Annotated in this window: 19 protein-coding genes; 14 read left to right on the top strand and 5 right to left on the bottom strand. The window is 66.9% G+C overall.

Features of this window, described 5'->3' with window-relative positions:
• Positions 1–108 precede the first annotated feature (108 nt).
• Positions 109–606 (top strand): metal-dependent hydrolase, encoded by a 498-nt coding sequence (locus BMX07_RS04475; protein WP_090614259.1) that lies wholly within the window; start codon positions 109–111, stop codon positions 604–606.
• A gap of 6 nt (positions 607–612) precedes the next feature.
• Here the strand turns inward: BMX07_RS04475 and BMX07_RS04470 are convergent, their stop codons facing one another.
• Positions 613–1,092, bottom strand: a complete 480-nt coding sequence (locus BMX07_RS04470) for a metal-dependent hydrolase (RefSeq protein WP_090614257.1) — start codon at positions 1,090–1,092, stop codon at positions 613–615.
• A 76-nt stretch (positions 1,093–1,168) separates the two neighbouring features.
• Positions 1,169–2,188, bottom strand: coding sequence for a lysylphosphatidylglycerol synthase transmembrane domain-containing protein (locus BMX07_RS04465; RefSeq protein ID WP_090614254.1), 1,020 nt, complete (start codon positions 2,186–2,188; stop codon positions 1,169–1,171).
• 145 nt (positions 2,189–2,333) lie between these two features.
• Here BMX07_RS04465 and BMX07_RS04460 point away from each other — a divergent pair, with 145 nt between their 5' ends.
• From BMX07_RS04460 to BMX07_RS04440, 5 genes are all read left to right on the top strand, one after another.
• Positions 2,334–3,905, top strand: a complete 1,572-nt coding sequence (locus BMX07_RS04460) for a sulfatase (RefSeq protein WP_090614251.1) — start codon at positions 2,334–2,336, stop codon at positions 3,903–3,905.
• Between the two features lie 127 nt (positions 3,906–4,032).
• The gene (locus BMX07_RS04455) at positions 4,033–4,893 is read left to right on the top strand and encodes a hypothetical protein (protein WP_090614249.1); all 861 of its coding nucleotides are present in this window, start codon (positions 4,033–4,035) and stop codon (positions 4,891–4,893) included.
• 82 nt (positions 4,894–4,975) lie between these two features.
• On the top strand, positions 4,976–5,959 hold the full coding sequence (locus tag BMX07_RS04450) for a glycosyltransferase family 4 protein (protein ID WP_090614246.1): 984 nt from the start codon (positions 4,976–4,978) through the stop codon (positions 5,957–5,959).
• Positions 5,960–7,057: a glycosyltransferase gene (locus tag BMX07_RS04445; protein ID WP_090614243.1), complete on the top strand. Its 1,098-nt coding sequence runs from the start codon at positions 5,960–5,962 to the stop codon at positions 7,055–7,057.
• A 424-nt stretch (positions 7,058–7,481) separates the two neighbouring features.
• Complete coding sequence (locus BMX07_RS04440; RefSeq protein WP_245742040.1) at positions 7,482–8,603, top strand: hypothetical protein; 1,122 nt, start codon at positions 7,482–7,484, stop codon at positions 8,601–8,603.
• Positions 8,604–8,657: 54 nt separating this feature from the next.
• On the opposite strand, the gene BMX07_RS04435 is transcribed toward BMX07_RS04440, so the two are convergent.
• A complete protein-coding gene (locus BMX07_RS04435) occupies positions 8,658–8,960 on the bottom strand; it encodes a DUF8119 family protein (protein WP_090614879.1) in 303 nt (100 codons plus the stop codon).
• Positions 8,961–9,164: 204 nt separating this feature from the next.
• Here BMX07_RS04435 and BMX07_RS04430 point away from each other — a divergent pair, with 204 nt between their 5' ends.
• The gene (locus BMX07_RS04430; protein WP_090614876.1) at positions 9,165–10,985 is read left to right on the top strand and encodes an MBL fold metallo-hydrolase; all 1,821 of its coding nucleotides are present in this window, start codon (positions 9,165–9,167) and stop codon (positions 10,983–10,985) included.
• Positions 10,986–11,126: 141 nt separating this feature from the next.
• Here the strand turns inward: BMX07_RS04430 and BMX07_RS04425 are convergent, their stop codons facing one another.
• Complete coding sequence (locus tag BMX07_RS04425; protein WP_090614235.1) at positions 11,127–11,399, bottom strand: DUF8113 family protein; 273 nt, start codon at positions 11,397–11,399, stop codon at positions 11,127–11,129.
• A 151-nt stretch (positions 11,400–11,550) separates the two neighbouring features.
• On the opposite strand from BMX07_RS04425, the gene BMX07_RS04420 reads away from it, so the two are divergent.
• The 4 genes from BMX07_RS04420 to BMX07_RS04400 all read left to right on the top strand — a co-directional run bounded on the left by BMX07_RS04420 (position 11,551) and on the right by BMX07_RS04400 (position 19,100).
• Positions 11,551–13,071 carry an NADH-ubiquinone oxidoreductase-F iron-sulfur binding region domain-containing protein gene (locus BMX07_RS04420; RefSeq protein ID WP_394328378.1) on the top strand — a complete coding sequence of 507 codons (1,521 nt, stop codon included), beginning with the start codon at positions 11,551–11,553 and terminating at the stop codon, positions 13,069–13,071.
• The gene (fdhF, locus tag BMX07_RS04415) at positions 13,068–16,403 is read left to right on the top strand and encodes a formate dehydrogenase subunit alpha (protein ID WP_090614230.1); all 3,336 of its coding nucleotides are present in this window, start codon (positions 13,068–13,070) and stop codon (positions 16,401–16,403) included. The genes BMX07_RS04420 and fdhF overlap by 4 nt, the downstream gene beginning before the upstream one ends.
• Before the next feature lie 667 nt (positions 16,404–17,070).
• Positions 17,071–17,412: a CBS domain-containing protein gene (locus BMX07_RS04405; RefSeq protein WP_090614873.1), complete on the top strand. Its 342-nt coding sequence runs from the start codon at positions 17,071–17,073 to the stop codon at positions 17,410–17,412.
• 272 nt (positions 17,413–17,684) lie between these two features.
• Positions 17,685–19,100: an FAD-dependent oxidoreductase gene (locus BMX07_RS04400; RefSeq protein ID WP_090614224.1), complete on the top strand. Its 1,416-nt coding sequence runs from the start codon at positions 17,685–17,687 to the stop codon at positions 19,098–19,100.
• Between the two features lie 53 nt (positions 19,101–19,153).
• On the opposite strand, the gene BMX07_RS04395 is transcribed toward BMX07_RS04400, so the two are convergent.
• Positions 19,154–20,200 carry an NAD(P)/FAD-dependent oxidoreductase gene (locus BMX07_RS04395; protein WP_090614221.1) on the bottom strand — a complete coding sequence of 349 codons (1,047 nt, stop codon included), beginning with the start codon at positions 20,198–20,200 and terminating at the stop codon, positions 19,154–19,156.
• A 159-nt stretch (positions 20,201–20,359) separates the two neighbouring features.
• Here BMX07_RS04395 and BMX07_RS04390 point away from each other — a divergent pair, with 159 nt between their 5' ends.
• The 3 genes from BMX07_RS04390 (at position 20,360) to BMX07_RS04380 (ending at position 24,078) form a co-directional block, all read left to right on the top strand.
• Entirely contained in the window at positions 20,360–20,734 is a 375-nt protein-coding gene (locus tag BMX07_RS04390; RefSeq protein WP_090614218.1) for a winged helix-turn-helix transcriptional regulator, read from the top strand.
• 142 nt (positions 20,735–20,876) lie between these two features.
• A complete protein-coding gene (locus BMX07_RS04385) occupies positions 20,877–21,143 on the top strand; it encodes a hypothetical protein (RefSeq protein WP_090614214.1) in 267 nt (88 codons plus the stop codon).
• Positions 21,144–21,636: 493 nt separating this feature from the next.
• Entirely contained in the window at positions 21,637–24,078 is a 2,442-nt protein-coding gene (locus BMX07_RS04380; protein ID WP_090614211.1) for a BGTF surface domain-containing protein, read from the top strand.
• Positions 24,079–24,269: the final 191 nt, after the last annotated feature.

Raw genomic sequence — 24,269 nt, 5'->3', positions numbered from 1 at the left:
AAATGTAAGGTGTGTTGGTTCCCGAGCGGAGCCCGACGTACCGACGTGTCAGTGCATCGTGTTCGAAAACCGTAACGTATCTGTGTCGGCCGTCCGAAACGGCGAGGGATGGAGCCGACACGGTTCGCGTTCCTCGCGGGCGCGTTCGCGACGCACGCGTTCGTCGGCTACGCGCTCGTTCGCGGCGTTACCGACGCCGATCCGCGTCTCGGGATCGTCTTCGGACTCCTCCCGGACGCGGACTTCCTCTTTCCCGCGGCGTGGGGGTGGCCGTTCGTCCACCGCGGAATCACCCACACGCCGCTGTTCGCGCTCGCGCTCGTCGCCGGGTGCTACGCGGTCGCCCGCAGTCGCCGGGTAGCGGTCGCCCGCAGTCGCCGGGTAGCGGTCGCCATCGCACTCGCGATCGGCTCGCACCTCGCGATCGACTCGCTCTCCCCGATGGGGATCGACTGGCTGTTCCCCCTCGAGACGAGCTGGAGTCCCGGACTCGCCGTCCACGGACCGGTCGCGACGGCCCTGCTCTGGGCCACGTCGATCGGCCTCCTCGCGTGGCGACGGGACGCCCGGCCGGTCGAGTGGCTTCGCCGGCGACTGGTGCGGTGAGGGTCCTCACGCGGCCAGCGAGAGCGTGAGCGCCAGTGAGGCCGCCAGCGCGCTCGAGCCGACGAGCAAGAGCGCGCGGTTGATCCGCGCGTTCTTGGAGGCGAACCAGTCGAGCGTGACGTGGGCCCGCCAGAGGGGCGCGAACGGGCTGATCCCCATGGGCGTCACGACGTCGCCCGCGAGGTGGGCGAGGACGCCGCCGGCACCGACGGCGGCCCCGAACGCGAACGCGTCCGGCGCGCCGGGGGCGACGATGGCGGTGCCGATGCCCGCGACGACCCCGACGAGGAGCGCGAACCAGACCGTGTGCGTCGGCCCGCGGTGGCGGATCCGCGGGGCCGGTTGATCGAGGTCCGGGAGCGTGGCGACGCCGAGGGCGACGACCGCCCCTACGAGCGCCAGCCGGAGCGACCAGCGGTCGCTCACCAGCGGGACGAACGGGGCGTACAGCAGGGCGTTGAAACCGGCGTGGCCGTCTCGATACACGGACGGTCACCACTCCGGGTCGGACGAGGATTACGCTGTCGGAGGCGCGCGGGTCGCGCGCTCGAGAAGCCGCCGGTCACCGCAGCGACCGGACGCCGAAGGCCGACACCGACGCGCCGCCGATCAGGACGGGCATCCAGTAGATCGCGCCGCGGAAGATGAGCACGGCCGCGGTGACCGCCGACGCCGGGACGCCGGTCGTCGGGACGAGCAGCGTGACGAACGCGGCCTCGATCCCGCCGAGCCCTCCCGGGAGCGGGGCCGCGCCGGCGAGGTTCGCGAGTGGAACCGCGAACAGTAACACGTACGGCGGGACGCTGTGGCCGAGCGCCTCGAACGCGATCATGAGCGCGGCCGTCTGGAAGAGCCAGCCACAGAGCGACAGCCCGATCACGGCCGAGAGCCGCCACCGATCCGTCGCCACCCGCTCGATGTTCTCGAAGAACCGCCCCATTCGGTCCGTGAGGTCCTCCTCGAGCGTGTCGGACTCGAAGCGCTCGAGGCCGAGCCGCCCGAGTCGCGGTGCGACGACGGCCGGAAGCCGGTCGACGAGTTTGTCCCGGTACCGCCAGACGAACACCATGACGACCACGACGCCGCCGATCAGCGCGACGGCCGATCCGACGGCCGTCTCGAGGCGGTCGCCGACGGCGGCGGTGGTCGCGTAGTAGCCGACGCCCACGAGGACGAGCGAGATCGAGGGGATGACGTTCAGGACGTCGACGCTGGCGATGCCGACGAGGCCGGTCTCGTAGCGCGCGTCGGAGACTTTCGAGATGAGCAGCGCGGCGATCGGTTCGCCGCCGGCCTGTCCAAACGGGGTAACGTTGTTGGCGAAGACGGCACCACTGTAGACGAAAAACGACTTGACGAGGGGGAGTTCGACGTCGAGCGCGACGAGGACGGTTCGGAGCATCAGACTCCACGCGGCGAGCCAGCAGAGCGCGAGCGCGAACGTTGCGGCGACCAGGGACGGGTCGGCCGTGAGCAACGAGTCGACGACGTCCCGCGCGCCGACGGCGAAAAACAGGACGGCGAAGACCGCGATCGCGCCGAACGCGCCGATGAGAAAGGCCCGTCGATTACGCTCCTCCATGGCTGGTATGAATCGTCACCAAACTTGAAACGTCTGATCGACGCCGACGAGCGGGGCGCGAACGGGACTGCACTCGCTCCCTCGAACCGGGATCGGTCGGTTACCTTCAATCGATTTATTGGCGTGGGGACGAGTATCGCCAGTAATGGAAACGACTCGTCAGTCGAACGTCCTCTTCGTCGTTCTGGACACGGTCCGGAAGGACCGGCTCGGTCCGTACGGCTACGAACGGGAGACGACACCGACACTCTCGCGGTTCGCCGAGGAGGCGGCCGTCTTCGAGTCGGCGGTCGCGCCCGCGCCGTGGACGCTGCCGGTCCACGCCTCGCTGTTTACCGGCCGTTATCCCAGTCAGCACGGGGCCGATCAGGGAAGTCCGTACCTCGAGGACGAGACGACCCTCGCGTCGGTCCTGTCGGCGGCCGGTTACGACACGGCGTGTTACTCCTCGAACGCCTGGATCACACCCTACACCGGACTCACGGACGGGTTCGACGAGCAGGACTCGTTCTTCGAGATCCTGCCCGGTGACGTCCTCTCGGGGCCGCTAGCCAGCGCGTGGCAGGCCGTCAACGACAACGAGTATCTCCGCGAACTGGCCTCGAGGCTCGTCCACCTCGGGGCGAAAGCCCACGCCACGCTCGCCAGCGGTGAGGGGGCGGACTCGAAGACCCCGTCGGTCATCGACCGGACGAAGTCGTTCATCGACGACAGCGAGAGCGAGACGGGCTGGTTCGCGTTCGTCAATCTGATGGACGCCCACCTGCCGTACTACCCACCCGAGGAGTACCGCGAGGAGTTCGCACCGGGGGTCGACCCCGACGACGTCTGCCAGAATTCCAAGGAGTACAACGCCGGCGCGCGAGCCATCGACGACGACGAGTGGGACGACATCCGCGGTCTGTACGACGCGGAGATCGCGCACATGGACGCCGAACTCGGCCGCCTGTTCGACTGGTTGCGCGAGACCGGCCAGTGGGAGGAGACGACCGTCGTCGTCTGCGCCGACCACGGCGAACTCCACGGCGAGCACGACCTCTACGGTCACGAGTTCGCCCTCTACGACCAGTTGATCAACGTTCCGCTGCTGGTGAAACACCCCGATCTCGAGGCCGATCGACGCGACGGCCTTGTCGAGTTGCTCGACTGCTATCACACGGTCCTCGACGCCCTGGACGTCGACCCCGACGCGGCCGGGACGGACGGCGGTGCCGTCGCTCGCGATTCGACGCGCTCGCTGCTCTCGAGCGACTACCGGCGCTTCGGCGCGGCGACGGAGCCGGACCCCGGGCAGCGCGCCGTCAGCGACGGCGACGGCGACGGCGGCGATTACGCGTTCGTCGAGTACGCGCAGCCGGTCATCGAACTCCACCACCTGGAGGAGAAGGCGAGCGAGGCGGGTATCGAGCTCCCCGACGACCATCGCGCGTACGCCCGACTGCGCGCGGCCCGCAGCACCGACGCGAAGTACGTCCGCGCGGATCGCATTCCGGACGAGGGGTACCGGCTCGACGAGGACCCGAGCGAGGAGACCCCTGTCGAGCCGGCCGCCGACGAGACCGTCGCCGCCACCGAACGGGCGCTCGCTCGGTTCGAGGACGCCGTCGGCGGCGCGTGGGACGACCCGTCGGAGACGAACGCCGACGAGGCGGACGCGCTGGCCGAGGCCGACGAGGAGACCCAGGAGCGGCTGCGCGAACTCGGTTATCTCGAGTGAGCAGCGCACCGTGACCGAGTTCGGATCGACGGCGTATTCGGGCCGTGATCGCCGTTTTACGTCGGTCCGGGTGACTTTCAGGAACCAATAAGAATACAGTGGTCGACTCGAAAGGTGGCGACAACTAATGGACGACCAGCACTTCCTCGAATCGGAGTGGGACTACTGTCTCGTGCTGGATGCGTGTCGGTACGACGTGTTCAGCGACGTGTACGGCGAGTATCTCGACGGGTCGTTGGAGAAGCGATGGAGTACGGGGTCGTCGACGCCGGAGTGGGCGTATCGAACGTTTACCGACGAACACGATCTCGCGTACTTTTCCGGAAACCCGTTTATCAACGATCTCGGGATTCCGCTGAACGAACTCAAGTGGGGGGCGAGCTGCGACTACGAGTGGTCGGCGTCCGATCACATCACGAACGTCTTCGACGTCTGGAAGACCGGTTGGGACGACGACCTCGGAACCGTTCCGCCGGAGAGCCTGGCGGAGGCGTTCCGAGACAATCGGGCGGCCGTCGAGCAGGCCGAGCGGACGGTCATCCACTACATGCAGCCCCACGCGCCCTACCTCTCGCGCGGGAAAGGCCAGAAGCTCAAACAGATCCAGAAGGGGATCCGCAAGCAGGAGGAAGCCGAAGAGGCGGACGACGGCGGTGGCGGCGCGCTCTCCTCGCTGGGCGATACCATCCGCCCGAAAGTCGAGAACACGCTCGAGGGGAGCGAACTCGCGCAGAAGGCGGGCCTCTGGCTCGAACTCGACCCGGCCGATCTCGTCAAGAACGGGACTCGAGAGGCGGCGCTGGAACTGTACGAGGAGAACCTGCGGATCGCGCTCGAGTCCGTCGCCGACCTGGTCGAAGAGCTGGACGGTCGGGTGGTCGTGACCGCCGACCACGGGGAGGCCTTCGGCGAGGAGGGCGTCTGGGAGCACCACATCGAAACGCACATTCCGCCGCTGATGGAGGTGCCGTGGCTCGAAGTCGAGTAACGCCGCGCTCACCGGAATGCAGCGACCGGCGTCTCGGCCTGGCAACCTCGACCGCCGACGGTCACGACGGGTGGAGCCCGGTATGAAAGTCAGCCACTACTTCGAGTTCGAGGAGCACGTCACCGGCGGCATCCGCGAGTCCGTCGTCCATCAACGGAAGATGCTCGATCGGCTCGGGCTGTCGTACACGACGTCGCCGACCCTCGACGCCGACGTGCTCCACTGTAACCTCATGGGCCCGCGATCCGTCTGGTACGCCAGGCGGGCCCGATCTCGGGGGATACCGGTCGTCGCGCACACGCACGTGACCGCAGAGGACTTCGGCGACAGCTTCCGGTTTACCAACGCCCTCGCCAGGCCACTCCGGCCGTATCTCGAGCGGGCCTACGGGCTCGCGGACGCGCTGGTCTGTCCGTCGGCGTACAACCGGCGGCTGATCGAGACCTACACTGACACGCCGACGACCGTCGTCTCGAACGGGGTCGACCGCGAGAAGCTCGAGGGGTTCGAGTCGCTGGAAGCGACGTACCGCGAGCGGTACGATCTCGAGCCGCCCACGGTCTTCCTCGTCGGTCACGTCATCAAGCGCAAGGGGCTCGAGACGTTCGTCGAGCTGGCTCGGCGGCTGCCGGAGCTGGACTTCGCGTGGTTCGGGCCGCTCGACCGGTCGCTGAAGGGACGAGAGACGACGAGATTGATCGACAACTCGCCGGACAACTGCACCTTCACCGGCTACGTCGACGACATCCGCGGTGCGTACGCGGCGGGCGACATCTTCTGTTTCCCCACGCACGAGGAAAACGAGGGCATCGCGCTGTTGGAGGCGATGACCGCGGGGAAGCCGATCCTCGTCCGGGACATCGAGACGTTCTCGTGGCTCGAGGACGGCGACGACTGCTTGAAGGTGTCCGACGCAGGTGTGAGCGGGTTCGAGGCCGCGCTGGAGCGGCTCACGGACCCCGCGCTCCGTGACCGGCTCGGAACGAACGCGGCCCGCCGGAGCGAGGAGTTCTCGCTCGCGGCGGTCGCGGACCGATACCGATCGCTGTACGAGGAGGTGGCCTGAATGAAAATCGGATTCTTTACGGACAGTTATTTCCCCGAGATCGACGGTGTAACGTACACGATCAAGCTCTGGCGGGAGGAGCTAGAGCGGAAGGGACACGAGGTGTACGTCGTCTACCCGGACGGCGACTACGAACCGGGGGAGCGCGAGTTCCCGGTCACGTCGCTCCCGAACCCCTTCTACGCGGGCTATCGGATCCCGCTCACCAGACGAACCGCGACGCTTCCCGACCTCGACGTCGTCCACTGTCACGGCCCCGCACCGATCGGGGTTCTCGGTCGGTACTACGCCTGGAAACACGACCTCCCGACGATCTACACGCACCACACGCCACTCGAGGAGTACTTCCACCAGAGCATCAAACTCGAGTCGGCCGCGGCGCTCCTCTCGAAGCTGTACGTTCCCGTGGAGGACGCGTTCCTCCGGAGCTTCGACGTCGTGACCGCGTCGACGGAACGGATCGAACGCGACGTCGAACACGTCCAGTTGCCGGTCGGGATCGACATGGACTTCTTCCGGCCGACCGAGACGGACTGGTATCCCGACCGGACGGTCGTCGGCTACAGCGGGCGGCTCAGCATGGAGAAGAACGTCAGCGAGATCCTCCGCGTCGCCGAGGAGCTGCCCGAGTACGACTTCGTCGTCGTCGGCGAGGGTCCCTACCGGGGCTGCCTCGAGCGGAACGCCCCGGACAACGTCGAACTCCGCGAGTTCCTCCCCCGCGAGGAGTTACCGGTGTTCTACTCCTCGATCGACGCCTTCCTGACGGCCTCGACCGCAGACACCCTCGGGCTCTCGACGCTCGAGGCCAACGCCTGCGGGACGCCCGTCGCGGCCGCCGACGTCCCGCCGTTCGACCAGACGATCGGCGACGACAACGGCGAGCGGTTCGCGTACGGCGATCTCGACTCGATGGTCGAGGCCGTCGAGACGTGTCTGGCGACCGACCGCGAGACCAGGGCCGCCGTCGAACGCTACTCCGTCGACTACACCATGACCCACCTCGAGCAACTCTACCACAACGTCCCGCTCTCGAGGGACGAGGTCGCCGTGGACGTGGAGAGTCCGTGGCGGCTCTCCGAAGAAGAACGGAGCTGACGGCGGTCGATCGCCCGCTCGCGCCCTCCACGCTCCGATTCTCGACTCCGTCCTAATCGTCGTCGCTCCGAATCTTCGTCGCCGCGCTCGGACTCTCGAGCCCGGTCGCCGTTCTCCGCTTGCCCGCTCACCGTCGGCGCCGCGATCGACCGGTTGGGAAACGTGAATCTCAGGGATAGACGGCCTGAAGCGGCGGAAGAGAAGGGTTATAAGTGAACCGGAGAGGGTGATACGTACCTCGAGACGGGAACGGACCCGTCGTTCCAGCCATGGGTACGCGAACACTCGCTGACGGGGGTGACGCCTCATCGACCGACGAACGCTGCTCGCGCTCGGTGCGCTAGTCGTCGTTCTCGTCGCGCTGAGTCTCGGCTCGGCCGCGACCACCTCGTCCGGCGACTCGTCGGCCGAGCGACACCAGCCCATGGCGACCGTCGATAACGATTCGTCGCTGTGGCCGTACACGAGTCCGGCGACGACGTTCGAGGAACGCACCCTCCCGATCAACGTGATCATCGCCGGCGATCCGGCGGACACGCGTCGACATCTGGAGGAACGGAGCCGCGGCGAGTGGAACGAGACCGCGCCGGAACAGGAAGACGTGGGCGTCGAGACGGACGACGAAATCGTCGGCACGGCGACCGCCTGGGGACGCGCCGACGGCTCGACCCGATACGTCTACGTCGCCGACGACGATCCGACCGGCGGACGGTGGCTCGACGAGAGCTACCAGTTACACGATGGGGAGTATCTCGGCTCTCGTCACCACATTCGCGCCTACGCGTCCCCCGACGACGGCGACGAGTGGACGGCGATCCAGGCTCACCAGGAACACTGGGACTGGTTTCGGCTCAGTCACACGGTCAACAGCGTCGAGGACTCCCAGCAGTACGTCGAACGCGAGTTCAGGGATCGTCGGTACGTCTCCGACCTGCGGCGCGTCCACCTCGGCAACGACCGCGGCTCGGATGCCAACGGCTGGGTGACGATCATCGACCTCGGCGACGGCGGCCTCCCGTCTCGGCTCGCGATGGTCGGGCTTCTCCCGGGCGCGGTGCTGATCGGCCGGGTCGCGTCGCGAACCGCCCCTCGAGCGCTGGTCGCCCCGCGCCTCCGTCACGCGTTCCTGCTGGCCGGGTCGCTGATCGGACTCTACCTGTTCGTTCGGTTCGGCGCGGTCGCCGTCGAAACGCGGACCGGCGACGTCGACCCGCGGCTCATCGCCGGCTCGTTCTACCCCCTGCTCGCCGTCGGGCTGCCGGTCTGTGCCTACTCCTTCGCGCGACCGCTCGACCGGCAGACGGCCTTCGCGGCCGGCTCGATCGGCTTCGCGACGGCGATCCTGCTCGACTACACGTTCCTCGGGGTGACGCGACTGCCGGTCAACGTGTTCGTCCACCGGCTCTCGACGGCGGTCGCACTCGGGTTCATCGCCGTCGGCGCGTCGCACGCGGAACGGATCGATCCCGAAGACCACGGCTTCGTGCGGATGGGCGTGCTCCTCTGGGTCGTGACGCTGCTCGTCCCGCTGCTTCGATTCCTCTGACGACGCGTCAGTTCCCGGTCGCGAGGGGGCCGAAAAGAACCGTCCGATCGTCGGTCACCGCGCGTCGAAATCGTCCGGGCTCACGTACGGCCGGGACCACGGCGTCGTCGCCTGCGTGTAGGCCACGACGCCGACGAAGGTGACGACGTAGCACAACCAGCGCGGCACGCCGAACCCCCGGATCCAGATCGTCATCACCAGCGCCCAGGCGACCAGCACCGCCGTATCGCGACAGATCCGCTCTCCGTTGTGCCGACAGTACGCGACCAGCCGTCGCCGCCGCGACTCGAGGACCGGCCGGTCGTCGCGGTGGGGTGTTGCGGCGTCGCGGTCCGTTCGGGAGCGATCGAGTGTCATGCGGGGGCCGTTGCCACGTGGTTCGAGAGCGGTGAAATACGCTTTTCGGTTCGCCCGGTCGGCCACGACCGCCGGGCGGTCGCGATCGCTTCCGGTCGCCTCGGGACCGGGGTGTGGCGTCGAACGCGACGTCGTCGGCCGGCAGCGTTCGACTGTCAACTCGACAACCGAAGACCCATGTGGGCCGCTCCGCATCGTCCAATGATGACCGGAATAAACCGGGACGCGCCGTGGCTTCCCGCCGACGCGGGGCCGGCGTTCGACCCGCTCGAGCACGCCGATATCCGCCCGTCCGCGGACAGACCGATGGTCGTCACGCCCCGCGGCGGCGACCGAGAAGTCGGTCGGAGCTGTTATCAGGTCGATACCGAGTACGGCACCTACCTCGTGGACTGCGGCCTGAACCAGGGCGACGGCGGCGACTACCCCGATTTCCGCGGGCTCGACCCCGAATCGGTCGATGCGGTCTTTCTCACCCACGCCCACATCGATCACTGCGGCGGGCTGCCGGTCCTGGAGGCGCGCGGCCTGCTCGACGACGACGCGCCGATCGTCGCGACGCGGCCGACGATCGATCTCGCGGAGACGCTACTCGAGGACTCGTTGACGATCCACCGCCGGGAGGCGAACCGACGGGGCGGGTGCCAGCGGTTCACGCGGGCGGACGTCTCGGCGGTGCTCGAGCGGTTCGAACCCGTCGACTACGGCGGCGGGCGCGTCGAAGCCGTCGCGGCGTCGGTCGACTCGGACCCGCTGGTGTTTCAACTGGGCAACGCCGCCCACCTGCTCGGCTCGGCGTGGCTCATGCTCCAGACGAGCGGCTACCGCGTCGTCTTCTCCGGCGATCTCGGCGGCCGCGCCGACCACCTGCCCGACATCACACCGCCGCCGCAGGCGGATCTCCTCCTCCTCGAGTCGACGTACGGGGCGACCCACAGCCACACGTCGTTCGACGACGCACAGGCGGCGATCTACGAGGCCGTCGAGCGGGCGTTGAACGATCGGAAACCTGTTCTGATCCCGACCTTCGCCGTGGGCCGCGCACAGACGCTCCAGTTGCTGTTTTCCAATCGGCTCCACACGTTACCGAACGATCTCGGCGACCGCGTGCGTCTCGTCGTCGACGGACTGGCACAGGAGGCGACGGCGCTGTATCACGAGTACGTGACGAGCGAGTATGTGGACGACGCCATCGCGAACCGAGCGCGGGAGAGTGGGGACGCGACCCCGTTCTCGCCGCCGCAGGTCGAGTTCCCGCAGTCCGACGCCGATCGGCGGGCGATTCTCGAGGACGCCGACCCGGCAACGGGCGGGCGGGTACCGATAATCGTCGCGCCGTCGGGGATGCTGACCGGCGGGAACTCCCCGCGCTATCTCGTCGAAATGGCGTCGCGGTTCCACGCCGCAACGGTGCTGCTCACGGGCTATCAGGCCCAGCAGACGGTCGGGCGGACGATCCGGAACCAGGTCGACGCCGGGACCGACGAGGTCCGGTTCACCACCGACGCCGACCCCTTCGGGACCGACTGGCCCGCCGCCGATACCGTGACCTGGATCGCGACCGAGGACGGGAGCGAACCGCGCACGCGCGTAACGATCCCCAGCGAGTGGGTCGCGACGGTCGACGGGCTGAGCGGGCACGCCGCCCAGCACGGGCTGCTCGAGTTCGCGCGGACCGTCGACCCGGAGACGATCGCGTTGATCCACGGCCCGGACTACGCGCAGGAACACCTCGGGAACCACCTCGCGAAAAACGTCGACAGCGTCGGGTCCGTCACCCGGAGCCGCCGGCTCACCCCGATCGCCGTCGAACGCGAGGGCGATCCCGAGACGGCGGCGCTGTCCCCGGAGCTGTTCGAGAGCGACCACGAAACCGCCTACGACCAGCTCGAGGACGTCTTCGAACTCCTGGCCGCGCTGAACGAGGACGTGGCCGCTGCGCGGACCGATACCGGCCGGAGCGAAGCCGAGATCCGGGCGATCGTCAGGGACGAACTCGAGCGCGCCGATCTGCTGGAAGAGTAGCTCGAGACGGGACGGCGTCGGAGACCGTCCGGTGGCGCACACGCCGATTCCGATAGCGGACTCGGGGCACGCCGATGGTCGTCCCCGGTGACGCAGCCACGCGTCGTGTACGCGTCGACGGCACGTCGACCGCGTGCCGCCTCACCGCAGTTCCATCCCTTCGGCCCGTTCGACGGCGAGTTCCGCGATCTCCTCGACGGTGCTGTCGGAGCGGTCCGCGAGGACGCGCGTCAGCATTCCGAGCTGGACCGCCGCGGCCTCGCGGAGTTCGGCGGCGGCTTCGGTGTCGTTCCCGAGGTAGTACTCGTGCCGACCGTCCTCGTGGACGAGGCCGGTGTACACCGAGCGGAGGTCGTCGTCCGTAAGTGCCGACGCGGCTTCCGTCTTCACCGCTTCGAATCGCGGGGTCGTCATACCCGAACGCCGTTCTCGAGGGACTAAACCGGTGTGGTCCGGTTCGCGGGCTGGCCGACGGTCGTCGTCACCGCGGTCCCCCGTCGGTACTGCGAGCCGACGACCCCGATAGATAACCAAACAGAAGTAACCCGAACCCAAGATGGTAGCAGTGACCGATACTGCGCCCGCGGGCGATCGATCGCCGGTCTGCAGGGTCTCGACCCACCCGACGGCCGCCGACCGCGAACCCGCCTTCGAAACCGCGCGCCGGACGAGCGACGCCGTCCCGGTCGTTCGGACGGGACCGACTGGAATCGCCGCGTACGAGCCGCTGGTGCTCGCCACCGTCGACGGCCGTACGGCCTTCCATCCCGACCCCGGTCCCGAGACGGTCGACGCCGTCGTCGACGCGCTCGAGACCGGTGAGGTACTGGCCGACGCCGCCGCCGCGGTCGTCGAACACGACCCGGGAACGGGGTCGCTTCCCGTCCCCGAAACCGGCCCGCTGTCCGTCGGCCGGCGTGACGTCCTCGGGCCGTGCGGGTGGGTCGACCCGCTGGCCCCCGACGACTACGACCTCGTGTCGCTCGAGCGCGATGCGGCCGCGGTCGGTGACGCTGGATTGCTCGGCCGTGGTCGCGGCGACGCGGCCGCCGACGAGGCGGTCGACGAGACCTGGACCGCGATCCGCGAGACGGACGGCGACCCCGTCGTCGTCGTCAACGCCAACGATACCGACGACCGACAGCGGGTCGACCGGACGCTGCTCGAAGGTGCGCCGATCGCCGTCCTCGACGGGATCGCGGCGATCGCCGAGCACGTCGGCGCGGTCGACGCGGTGCTCTCCGTCAACGAGACCGAGACCGGGCTCCACCGCCACCTCGAGTCGGCCGTCGACGCGGCCGCCGACGTCCTCCCCGTCGTTCCGCAGCTGGTCGCCGGCCCCGACGAGTACCGCGCCGGCGAGCCGACCGCGGCGCTCGAAGCCCTGGAGGGCAACGACCGGATCGAACCGCGGATCCAGCCGCCGTCGCCGGCGGTCCACGGCCTGTACGGCCGCCCGACGGCGGTCCACTCCGTGCGGACGGTGCTCCAGGCCCGACGGGCGCTCCAGGACGACGCGCCGTCCGGAACCGACCGAGATCCCGGCACCCGCCTGTTCACCGTCACCGGCGACGTGGCGGCACCGGCGACCGTCGAACTCGCGTCCGACGACAGCCTCGCGGCCGTCCGCGAGGCCGTCGCACTCGACGGGGCGCTCAAGATGGCCTGTGTGGGCGACATCTTCGGCGGCATCACCGAGACGCTCGAGGTGAGCGCGACGGCGGAGACGCTGGCTGCGGCCGGCCTCGGGACGGAGGGTGTGGTCGAGTTGCTGAACGAGGACCGGTGTGCGGTCGCGACGGCCGGCGAGCGCGCGCGGTTCGCGGCCACCGAGAACAGCGGCCGCTGCGTCCCCGGACGCGAGGGGACGAAACAGCTCACCGAACTGCTGCGCGACGTCTACCGGGGGTCGTTCGAGCTCGCGAAGATCCGCGAACTCGGCCGCACGATGGAGCGGACGAGCAACTGCCGGATCGGCGCGCACGCGCCGCGCCCGGTGATCACGGCGATAGACGAGTTCGAACCGACGTTTCGCGCGCACGCCGACGGCCGCTGTCCGAGCGGCACCTGTACCGAGAACCTATGAGCACGAACACGAACGATCCGCTACCGGGGGTGCCGGACCTCGACGATCCGCGCACAGAGACGCCGGTCACGGCCGAGTTCGAGACCGGGACCGCGAACGATCCTGCCGTCGGCACTCGCGGCGGGGAGCCGACGACCGTGACGGTCGACGGCGAACCGGTGACCGTCCCGCCGGGGTCGACGATCATCGACGCGATGCAGGCGGTCGACGACGACGTCGTCAGCGTCGCTCCCGGCGCGGACGCCGTCGACGGCGATGCCGATGTCCCCGCGCTCTGCCACTACGACCGCGACGGCGACTGTAGTGACGGGATCGGTCCGCGCAGCGAGTGCCGGACCTGCGTGGTGGAGACCGAGGCACACGGGCTCGTGCCGTCGTGTTCGTTCCCGGCGGCGGACGGCCTCGCCGTCGAGACGGACACGCCCGCCGCCGCGGAGAGCCGGCGCGTCAACCTCGACCTCGTCCTCTCGAACCACAACCTCCGGTGTACGACCTGCAACGGGAACGGCCGCTGTGAACTCCAGCGCACCGCGATCAGCGAGGGTGTCGATCACCCGCGGTACGGTGTCTTCGACGAGCGCGACGAGTACGAACCGCTCGACGACACCTCGTCGTTCATCCAGATCGACCGCAACAAGTGTATTCTCTGTAACCGGTGCGTCGACGGCTGTAACGACGTGCAGGCCGAGGGCGTCCTCCGCATCGAGGGCCACGGCGAGGACACCCGCATCGGCTTCCAGTCCGACGCCGAGACGATGGCCGACTCCGACTGCGTCTCCTGCGGCCACTGCGCGACGGTCTGTCCGACCGGCGCGCTGACCGAGAAGGGAATCGGCGGTGCCGGGACCCTCCCGCTGCCCGGCTTCACCCAGCGCAACTCGATCGGGCGGGTTATCGATCACGAGGACGCGGAGACGCTCGACGACACGACCGCGCCCAACCGAACGCCAGCGCCGGGCGGTGACGTCGCGGTCGGTGCCGGCGCGACCACGAACGGCGACCGGCGCGGCGTCGCCGCGTTCGTGGAGAACGCGAAGCGGACACTCGAGACGACGGCCGGCGAGTACGGGCGGAAGGCGTTCCTGGCCGGCGAGCACACCGCGGAATCGATCGCGGCGAACACGCTTCCCGAGGGCTACCTGTTCGACATCGCCGACGCGGTCAGCGACTACCGGCTGCGCAAGATCGACACGGCGGAGACGACCTGCGGCTTCTGCGCGGTCGGCTGTCGCTTCGAGATGTGGGGGAAAGACGGCGACTCGCTCGGCGTAATGCCCGTCGACGACCCCGACGACGCGCCCGCCAACAACTTCTCGACCTGCGTGAAAGGGAAGTTCGGCCACGAGTTCGCCAACAGCGAGAACCGGCTCACGACGCCGCTCGTCCGCAACGAGAGCGGCGAACTCGAGGAAGCGACGTGGGACGACGCGCTGGACCTCGTCGCCGAACGGCTCTCCGAGATTCGGGACGAACACGGTGTCGACGCGGTCGGCAGTCTCGCCTCTTCGAAGGGCAGCAACGAGGAGGCCTACCTCGTCCAGAAGTTCGCCCGGCAGGTGCTCGGCTCCAAGAACGTCGACAACTGCGCGCGGCTCTGTCACTCTTCGACGGTCGCGGCGCTCCAACAGACGGTCGGCTACGGCGCGATGACCAACCGCATCAACGAGGACGTCGGCGAGGCCGACGCCTACCTCATCAGCGGCTCCAACACCACCGAGTCCCACCCGGTGCTGGCGACTCGCATCAAGCGGAACGTCAGGGACGGCGCGGATCTCGTCGTCTTCGATCCCCGGAAGGTCGGCATCGCCGAGCACGCCGACCAGTACACCCGAACCACCCCCGGCTACGACGTGACGTGGCTCAACGGGATGATTCGGTACATCATCGAGCACGACCTCCACGACGAGGCGTTCATCGAGCGCAACACGAAAAACTTCGACGAGCTGAAAGAGAAGGTACAGGCGTTCACACCCGAGAGAGTCGAGGATCTGGCCGGCGTCTCCCCCGAGGAACTGGCGTCGGCCGCCGAGACGCTCGCCGATGCCGACTCCGTCGTCTTCGGCTGGGCGATGGGAATGACCCAGCAGCGTACCGGCACGGAGAACCTGCTGGCGATGGCGGACCTCGCGCTCGTGCTGGGACAGCTCGGCAAGCCCGGGGCCGGCCTCTCGCCGTTCCGCGGCCAGAACAACGTCCAGGGCGGCGGCGGGGACATGGGGACGCTCCCCGGCAGCCTCCCCGGCTATCAGGACCCGGCCGACGACGCGGTCGGCGAGAAGTTCGGCGTGGTGTGGGGCGAGCGGCCGCCCGAGGAGCCCGGCCTGAAAGTGCCGGAGATGCTCGCCGAGGCCCGCGAGGGCAACCTGCGCGGCATGTACGTCGTCGGCGAGAATCCCGCGCTCTCGGAACCCGACGTCGATCACGCCGGCGCGGCGCTCGCCGCCCTCGAGTTTCTGGTCGTCCAGGACATCTTCGTGACCGAGACCGCCGAGCACGCCGACGTGATCCTGCCGGCGGCGACCTCGCCGGAGAAACACGGCACGTTCACGAACACCGAGCGCCGCATCCAGCGGGTCCGACCCAGCGCCGAGCCGCCGGGGTCGGCCCGACAGGACTGGGAGATCACCCAGGCGCTCGCCGAGCGGCTGGGCTACGACTGGGACTACGACCACCCGCGCGAGATCATGGACGAGATCAGCGATCTCACGCCCATCTACGGCGGCGTGAGCTACGACCGGCTCGAGGAGGGCGAGCAACACGGTCTCCAGTGGCCGGTTCCGGACGCGGACCACCCCGGTACCCCGTACCTCTACGACTACGAGGAGGGTGACTTCAACTTCGAGGACGGGAAAGCGCGCTTCGTGCCCGCCGACGGCGGCCACCCCGGTGAACTCCCCGACGAGGAGTACCCGCTCACGCTCACGTCGGGACGGGTGCTCTACCACTGGCACACCGGCCAGATCACGCGCCGCGTCGAGGGGCTGATGGACCACGTCGGCGAGAGCTTCGTCGAGATCCACCCCGAGGCGGCCGCCGAACTCGGCGTCGCGGACGGCGAATACGTCCGCGTCGAGTCCCGGCGCGGCGAGATCGTCGTGAAGGCGAAGGTCACCAAGCGCGTCGGCGAGGGAACGCTGTTCATCCCGATGCACTTCGCGGCCGGCGCGGTCAACAAACTCACCCAGGAGACGTTCGACCCGCAAGCCGGTATCCCCGAGTACAAAATCTCGAGCGTCCGGCTCGAGGCGCTCGGTGCGGAGACCGAAGAGACGGTGTTGCGAACGCCCGACGTCGGGTCCAGCGACGGGCCACGCCTCGCCGACGACGCCTGACGGTGTCGACGTACGCCTCCTCACCGCCGTCTCCCGTCGCTGAGACGAGCGGCCGCTATCGGACCGAACCGGTCTCGAGCGCGGATCGTGAGCCGAGATCCCCGGATACGACCCGGTTACGATGATGTTACCTCACTATGAGGGGAACAGAGCTATTGTATAACCGACTCGAGGTGAGAGCGGCGAGGGACGAGGGGGTAGTCGTGCACCCGACGGAATCCGTCCGACCCGAGACATTCGGACCCTCGCCGCGACCGGAATCGACTCGTCGTGACGCACACAACCACATCGTCACATGGGCTTGCAGCCACATCGCTACAGGGGCCGATCCCGCGTTCACCCACCATCTACTGTCACCCGAGTCGGGGGATGTCGGCCTTCGGCCGATATTTTCCGCGGCTCGGGCCGGTCCGACGAGGGTCTTCGGAGCGACACGTTCCCGGTGAGCCGACGCACTCACTCGAGTCCGACGCGACCGTCGGCGCGCGGTCGTCCACCGCTGCGCCCGCCGCGTTCGGTACCTGCCACGAGCGAGCGCGGAGCGATACCGCGGTCGTCGAGACGCTGTTGACGCGGCCGCTACCGAGTCGCGTCATCCGGAAGTGTCATGGGTTCTGTTAGCATATGTGTGGGTATGGCCGCCGCAAACAGAACCGTCGAGGACGTAATGTCGACGCCGCTGGAAATGGTCTCGAAAGACGAGACGCTCGCGGAAGCCGCGGCGACGATGCGCGACAGCGAGATCAGCGCGCTGGTGGTGTCGACGGACCCACCGTCGATCGTTACCAGCACCGACCTCGTCGCCGCCGCTGCCGAGGGGCACGATCCCACTGACCGACGGGTGGCCGACGTCATGACGAAATCGGTCGAGACAGTCCCGCCGAACCTCTACCTCGAGGAGGTCGCGGCGATGATGACCACCTTCGGTATCAAACACCTCCCGGTCGAGGACGGCGACGACTACCTCGGGATGGTTTCGTCGACCGACGTCACGTCGGCACTGTCCTGACCGCTGTCGGACCGGGCCGGACGCCGTCCGTCACCGCTACTCTCCCGACGCTCGCCAACGACCTCGGACTCACTTCTCGCGTGGGATCTCGCTGCCGGTCGGGGCTGTTGGTCCCGAATCCGTCGATCTCGTCCCTTCTGCGGTCGGAGTCGACCGCTCGAACCCGACCACGGGGTTCGAGACAGGTGTCGCGGGGGCGACGCGCCGTCGCGTTTCGCACACCCAGTGCCGTTTCCCAATCCTATGTATGCGTAGCCTTCATATCGGCCCGTATGAACGATCCGTTCGTCGTCGTCGGCGGTGACGCAGCCGGAATGTCCGCGGCGAGCAAGGCGAGACGCGACGATCCCGACCGCGACGTCGTCGTGTTCGAACGAGGCGAGTGGGTTTCCTACGGTGCCTGCGGACTCCCCTACTACGTCAAAGGGGAGATTCAGTCGCTCGAGGAGCTCGTCTCGGTGACCCCCGAGGAGTTCCGCGAGGAGCGCGACATCGATCTCCGGACGGGACACGAGGTGGTCGAGATCGACACCGACGCGCGGACGGTCACTGCCGAATCCGCGGCCGGAACGGTCGTCCAGCCCTACGGACACCTCCTGATCGCGACGGGATCGGAGTCGGTGGTGCCGCCGATCGACGGCGTCGACCGCGAGGGCGTGTACACGCTCGGCTCGATGAGCGACGGGAAGGAACTCCGCGAGTACGTCGCTCGAGCGCGCGACGGCGAGGGACTTCAGCAACCGGATCGGGGGCCGGCCTGTCGGTACCTCGAGAACTGTACCGGCCCCGTTGGCATCGTCGGCGGCGGCTACATCGGCGTCGAGATGGCCGAGGCGCTGGCGGCGAACGGGTTCGAGGTGTCCCTGTTCCAGCGCGGCGATCGCGTTTTGAAGGGGTTCAGCGACGAAACGAGCGAATACGTCGCCGACCACCTCCGAGAACAGGACGTCGCGCTCCGTCTCGATGCCGACGTTCGGGAGCTGGCGGGCGGCGACCGCGTCGAGGCCGTCGTCACCGACGACGAGCGAGTCGCGGTCGAGATGGTGCTGCTCGGGACCGGTGTTCGCCCCCGAACGGCCCTCGCCGAAGACGCCGGGATCGAACTCGGCGAGACCGGTGCGATCGCCACCGACGTCTATCGGGAGACGAGCGCGGCGGACGTCTACGCGGCGGGCGACTGCGCCGAGGCGACGCACGTCGTCACCGGCGACCCGGCGTACGTGCCGCTGGCGTTGACCGCCAACCGACACGGTCGTGCGGTCGGACAGACGGTCACCGGCACGCCGACCGAGGGCGGCGGTATCGCCGGCACGGCGGCCGTGAAGGCGTTCGACGTCGAGGCCGCCCGAACCGGCGTTCTCGACCCCGACGAGGCCCGCGCAGCCGGGTTCGACCCGGTCACCGAAACGGTGACGGCGAACTCCCGCGCCGGTTACTATCCCGAGGACGGGACCGTCACCGTTACCCTGACCGCCGATCGCGACTCCGGACGCGTCCTCGGCGCGAGCCTCGTCAGCGAGTACGGCGAGGGGGCGGTCCACCGGAGTCACGCGATCGTCGCGGCCCTCGAGGCGAAGGCGACCGTCTCGGACGTAGAAAACTACGATCTCGCGTACGCACCGCCGTTCAACACCACGTGGGACCCGGTGTTGGTCGCCGCGAAGGTACTCTCGGGGACGCTGCAATAACGACGCTGTGCAGCATCCGTCGCGCCCCGCCGCGACCACTCCGAGCGCGTCGCTCAGTCTCCCTCTGCGGCCGAGTGCTCGCTCGCCTGACTCCGCAGCCCGGCGGCCATCGCGGGAACGTCGCTCGGGGAGACAGCACCCTCGGCTTCGAGTTCCGCGATCGACTTCGGGAACTCGCGGAGGGACTTGTGGATCGCGATTCCCGCCTTCGCGCCCTGTCCCATCGCGACGGGGATCTGGTTGTGTCCGGGCGTCAGATCACCGACGGCGTACAGTCCGTCGACGGACGTCCGGCCGTGATCGTCGACGGCGACCGTCCCGTCGTCGTTCAGCTCCGCGCCGAGCGACGCCGCGAGGTCGTTGTTGTACTCGCTCCCGTACATCGCGAAGCCGCCCGTGTACTCGCGGCTCGTCCCGTCGGCGAACTCGAGCGCCTCGAGCCAGCCGTCGTCGCCGTTCCGAACGCCGGTCACGTCTTCGCGAACGACGTCGACGGGGTGGCCCTCGAGCATCCTCGCCGTCTCGTCGCTCCACGTCGGCTCGTCGCCGCGGAGCAGGAGGTCGACCTCGTCGGTGACGTTCAGCATGATCATCGCGACGTGGGCCGCGCTGTCGCCGTGACCCATCACGTACACCGGTTCGTCGACGAACATGTACGCGTCGCAGTGGAGGCAGTAGTGGAGCCCGCGCCCGGTCCGGGGCAGCGGCGGCTCGGGCCGGCCGTCCGAGAACCCGGTGGCCAGAACCACGCTGTCCGCCACGGCCGAGCCGTCCGTCGTCTCGAGCGCGAACGCGCCGTCCGTTTGCTCGACCGCAGTGACGAACTCCCGTCGGTAGTCCGCACCGTAGGATCGAATCTGTTCGACGGCGGTCGAGAGGAACTCGTTGCCCGACACCGATTCGGGGGTACCGATGACGTTGTGCGTGTCCTTCATCATCGCAGCGCGGCCGCCACCGCGGTCGAACACCGCTGTCTCGTGTCCGAGGCGTGCGGCGTACAGGGCGGTGGTGAGTCCTGCCGGCCCGCCGCCGATTACGGCAACCTCGTAGCGTTGGTCCGCTGCCGTCGCGTCGCGAGTCTCCGCTTTCCGGTCACTCATCGTAACCAGGTTACGTCTTTACAGGGATAAATATAAGCTAACCGACCAGTTATTCGGTTACTGGACGGTAAGTGACGCGCTCGGTTCCGCACTCGGATAACGATTGGTAAGTCGATTACAGTACGTAACTATTAACCGACGCGCTACCAACGGGCGAGTATGGGAGAATCGTCCCGCCGACTGGAAGTATGGTGCGCAGGCGAAGACTGGTGTTCGATCACCTCCACCGCCACGCTGATCGGCAAGAAGTGGCATACCGTCGTCATCCACCGACTGCTCGATAACGGGCCGCTCGGGTTCAACGCACTCCAAGCGGAGATCGGCGGCATCTCGAGTAAGGTCCTCTCGGACGTCCTCGGCGACCTCGAAGAGAAACAACTCGTCGACCGAGAGATCGTCAGCGAGAAACCCGTTCGCGTCGAGTACTCGCTGACCGAGATCGGCGAATCGCTCGAGCCCGTCATCGAGGAGATGCAAGCGTGGGGAAAACAGCATCTGGCGGCCGCGTCGGACGAAGAGAGTTCGATCGCCTGAACCGATACTCACCGACGGGATCGCGACGCGCCTCTCGGGTCGCGGAGACGGTCGTGAGATCGGATGCGAAGACGTAATCCTCACGCGACGTACCACCCCATATGATCGATGTCAGTGACCGACTCGAGGTGGTCGATCGACCGTGACCGACGGTCGTCTGTCACGCGTTCGAACCCGTCTCGGCGCGAGGATACGCGACCGACTCGAGGGAGTTCGCTGGTGGTACGCGCTTCGCTTCGGCGGGGCACCTCGCTGCGCCGAGTGCGGCGACGAGGCGGCGTGGATCGCCGTTACGGAGGACGAACCGCGCTGTTTCAAGCACATTCCAAGCGAGGGAACGGACGCGATACGAGACGTCCAGCCCGAGGATTGTTTTACCGATTGGGACGAGAAAGCCGACGACGCCTGATCGCGTCGGCGGTCTTCGGCATCGTCACTTTCACCCCCGGTCGACGACCCAGTCGGACGGCGACGCTACTACTCGGTGTCGAATGAAACGATACGTTCCGGCAGTTCGTTGCAGGAACGGATGAGCCATCGCTTACTCGGTTGCTTCGTTTCGTACGGCGTGGACCGTCGTGTAAGGGGTGTCGTTGCACACAAAATTATAATTTCCTAACTATACCAAATTATATATTATAAAGAAGCAGGCAGGTCGGAAAGTGGCGCACAGTCTGCATATAGCAGTAATTTATGGGCTATGCCGATCCATTATAATTGAATCCGAATATATATTATGCCATAATGGTTAGAACACAAGACTTATGCGGGACGTTGGTAGACGTCCTACTACCCCTACCCAGGAGGCTGGTAGGTCTGCGACGATGTGTCGACAGGATGCTGGAAGTCGCCTTCCACCGAATCGCGCGCTAACTAAGCAGACGACATCAATACAACAATAAATGACAAACGACGCAACCTATCGCGAAAAGGGTCGTGCAGTGATCCTGGCCGCACTTATGGTTCTCTCCGTTGTCGCCATGTCCGCAGCGTTCGCGGGCGGCGCAGCAGCGAAGGACCCAACAGCTGCGAATTATGATTCCGGCCCGACGTTCAGTGACGGGTCGATCGACAAGGTATGGATCGGTCAAGAAATCACGCTCGAGAACGTCGGCGACGGGAGCTTCAATGGATTCGTTTCCATCGCTGAAGGCCCCGACACTTCCGACGACCCAGATACGGTCGAAACCCGTCAGGCAACCGACGGAACCGTTACCCTCAAGACCGATAGTCTGGAAGAAGACGCAATTTACCACATCAACGTCCACGACGACGAAGGGGGAACCTTCCACGGAGCGGCATTCCGTGCGCAGACTGAGAACCTCGATATCGAATTTTCCCGTGACGCTGTCACGCAGGACAGCATGGCCACCCTCGAGGTCTCCTCCGACCGAGACACCCAGTACGTGAACGTCTCGTCTGACAGCTTCGACGCATCGGACCTCAGCACGATGTTCGCGGACGCAGCGGCTAGCGAAATCGACCACGGCGACGAAGACGTCGTGACCCTCAAGGTTAGCGACGACACGACGTACGACGTCGACTTCGCTGATGTCGATGAGGGTTCGTACGACTTCGACTTCGACGTGACGGACTCCGAGGGCTCCGACAACGCGTCGGTCGACGTTGTCGACTCCCGACTCGACTACAGCTTCGAGAACGTTGACTCGGTCGAACAGGGCGGCGTCGCGAACATCACGCTCGACGTCGGCCAGGGCGACTCGGCCGCCGTCACCCTCGGTAGCATGGATGACGGCTACGCCACTTACGTCGATCTCGAGAACATTAAGGACGAGCAGGTCGTCCTCCAGTTCGATACGTACGACGTCCACACTGACCCGTGGAGCGTCCACAGCAGTTCCGACGCCGAGATCGCTGACTCCAACGTCTACAAATCGGACAACTTCGAAGACGGCGCTCCGTTCCCGGATCACAACTGGGACCTGTCCGTCGGTGACGAAATCGCAGAGAACTACGAGCTCGCGAACGAACACGACCGAGATCGTCTCGACGTCAACAAGCGGACGACAATCGGTGACACGACACTGCAGACTGCACCCGCCGGTGACAGGCTGGAGAACCTCGACGACTACGAGGACACCACGGTCACCGACACGAACATGATCGCCGAAGCCGACCACCTCGTCGTCAACGCCCAGGAGTTCGGTGCAGAGGGTCTCGTCGAGGACATCTCGGACTCCGACGATGACCTCCAGACGGCCCTTAGCAACGAGGGCATCTACGTGGAACTCTCCGAACAGAGCTCCGGTCCGATCAACGACGCGACGGTCTGGAACTCGAGCACTGACGCTGACAACCAGCTCAGCCTGACCGGCATCACCGTCGATGAGTACAGCGGCAACCTCGTCTTCACGGTCGAAGTCCCTGATAACTTGGAGACCGGCCAGACCTACGACTTCGCGTTCAAGGTCACGCAGCAGAACACCTACGTGCCTGACGAGGATGCGGCAATCAGCCAGGAATCGACGCTCACGTACGAAGACCGTGAATTCGAGTGGGACGATATCGACTCGCTCCCGGCAGCCGAGGACGCAACCGCAACGGGGACGACCACGGTCGCACCCGGGACGGAGCTCCCCGCTGAAGCCGACTCGCCGAACGACCAGGGTAGCTTCGTTCAGGTGGAAAACGCACTCGTCACCGCCGGTGACGACGGCAACAACGAGTTCGCCGTTGAGTTCGACCTCAGCGAGGAAGAACCTGGTGTCACCTTCGAACTCTCCGTCGAAGATCCCCTGGACGGCAAGGTCAAAGACGTGCTCAAGGGCGTTACTCTCACTGAAGACACTAACAATGGCGGATCCGATTCCACCATCGACGTCGAGGGCGACGCGCCGTCGACTGTCGAGGTCAACGAGAGCGCCACGCTCGACGTGGCCGTCACGAACAACGCAGACGCCACCCAGACGGTCGATTACCATGTCGACATCGACGGCGAGACCGTCGACAACCAGTCGCTCGAGCTCGAGGCCGGTGAGGAGTTCACCGAGAGCTACGATCTCAACACGAGCGCCGAAGGCGACATCAGCTGGGAAGTCCACGCTGGTAATGCTACCGACGACGGTACCGTGACTGTCGGCTCCGACGACAACAACGACGACAACAACGACGACAACAACGACGACAACAACGACGACAACAACGACGACAACAACGACAACAACAACGACGACAACAACAACGACGGAGACGGCTCCGACGGTGGAGACGGCGAGGACGGCGACGACGGTGACGACGATGACGGGACGCCTGGCTTCGGTGTCAGCGTCGCTCTCGTCGCACTGCTCGGCGCTGCCATGCTGGCACTCCGCCGCCAGAACTAAGCCGTAGAATCACCGGCTCACGCCGGCCCTGATACCCTATTTTATCGCGCGTTGCCGTTCTGAGCGAAAGCCACCACAAATACCGCTATTGAGCGGTTACACTCGATCGCCGCCGGCTGATATGCGATCGCGGTCGTCCCGATGAGGATCTCGTAGCGTACCGGATCGACCCCGGAGAACGATCACCGCCC

The organism is Natrinema salaciae (assembly GCF_900110865.1).
Lineage (GTDB): Archaea > Halobacteriota > Halobacteria > Halobacteriales > Natrialbaceae > Natrinema > Natrinema salaciae.
This window is presented reverse-complemented; position numbering and strand designations above follow the sequence as displayed.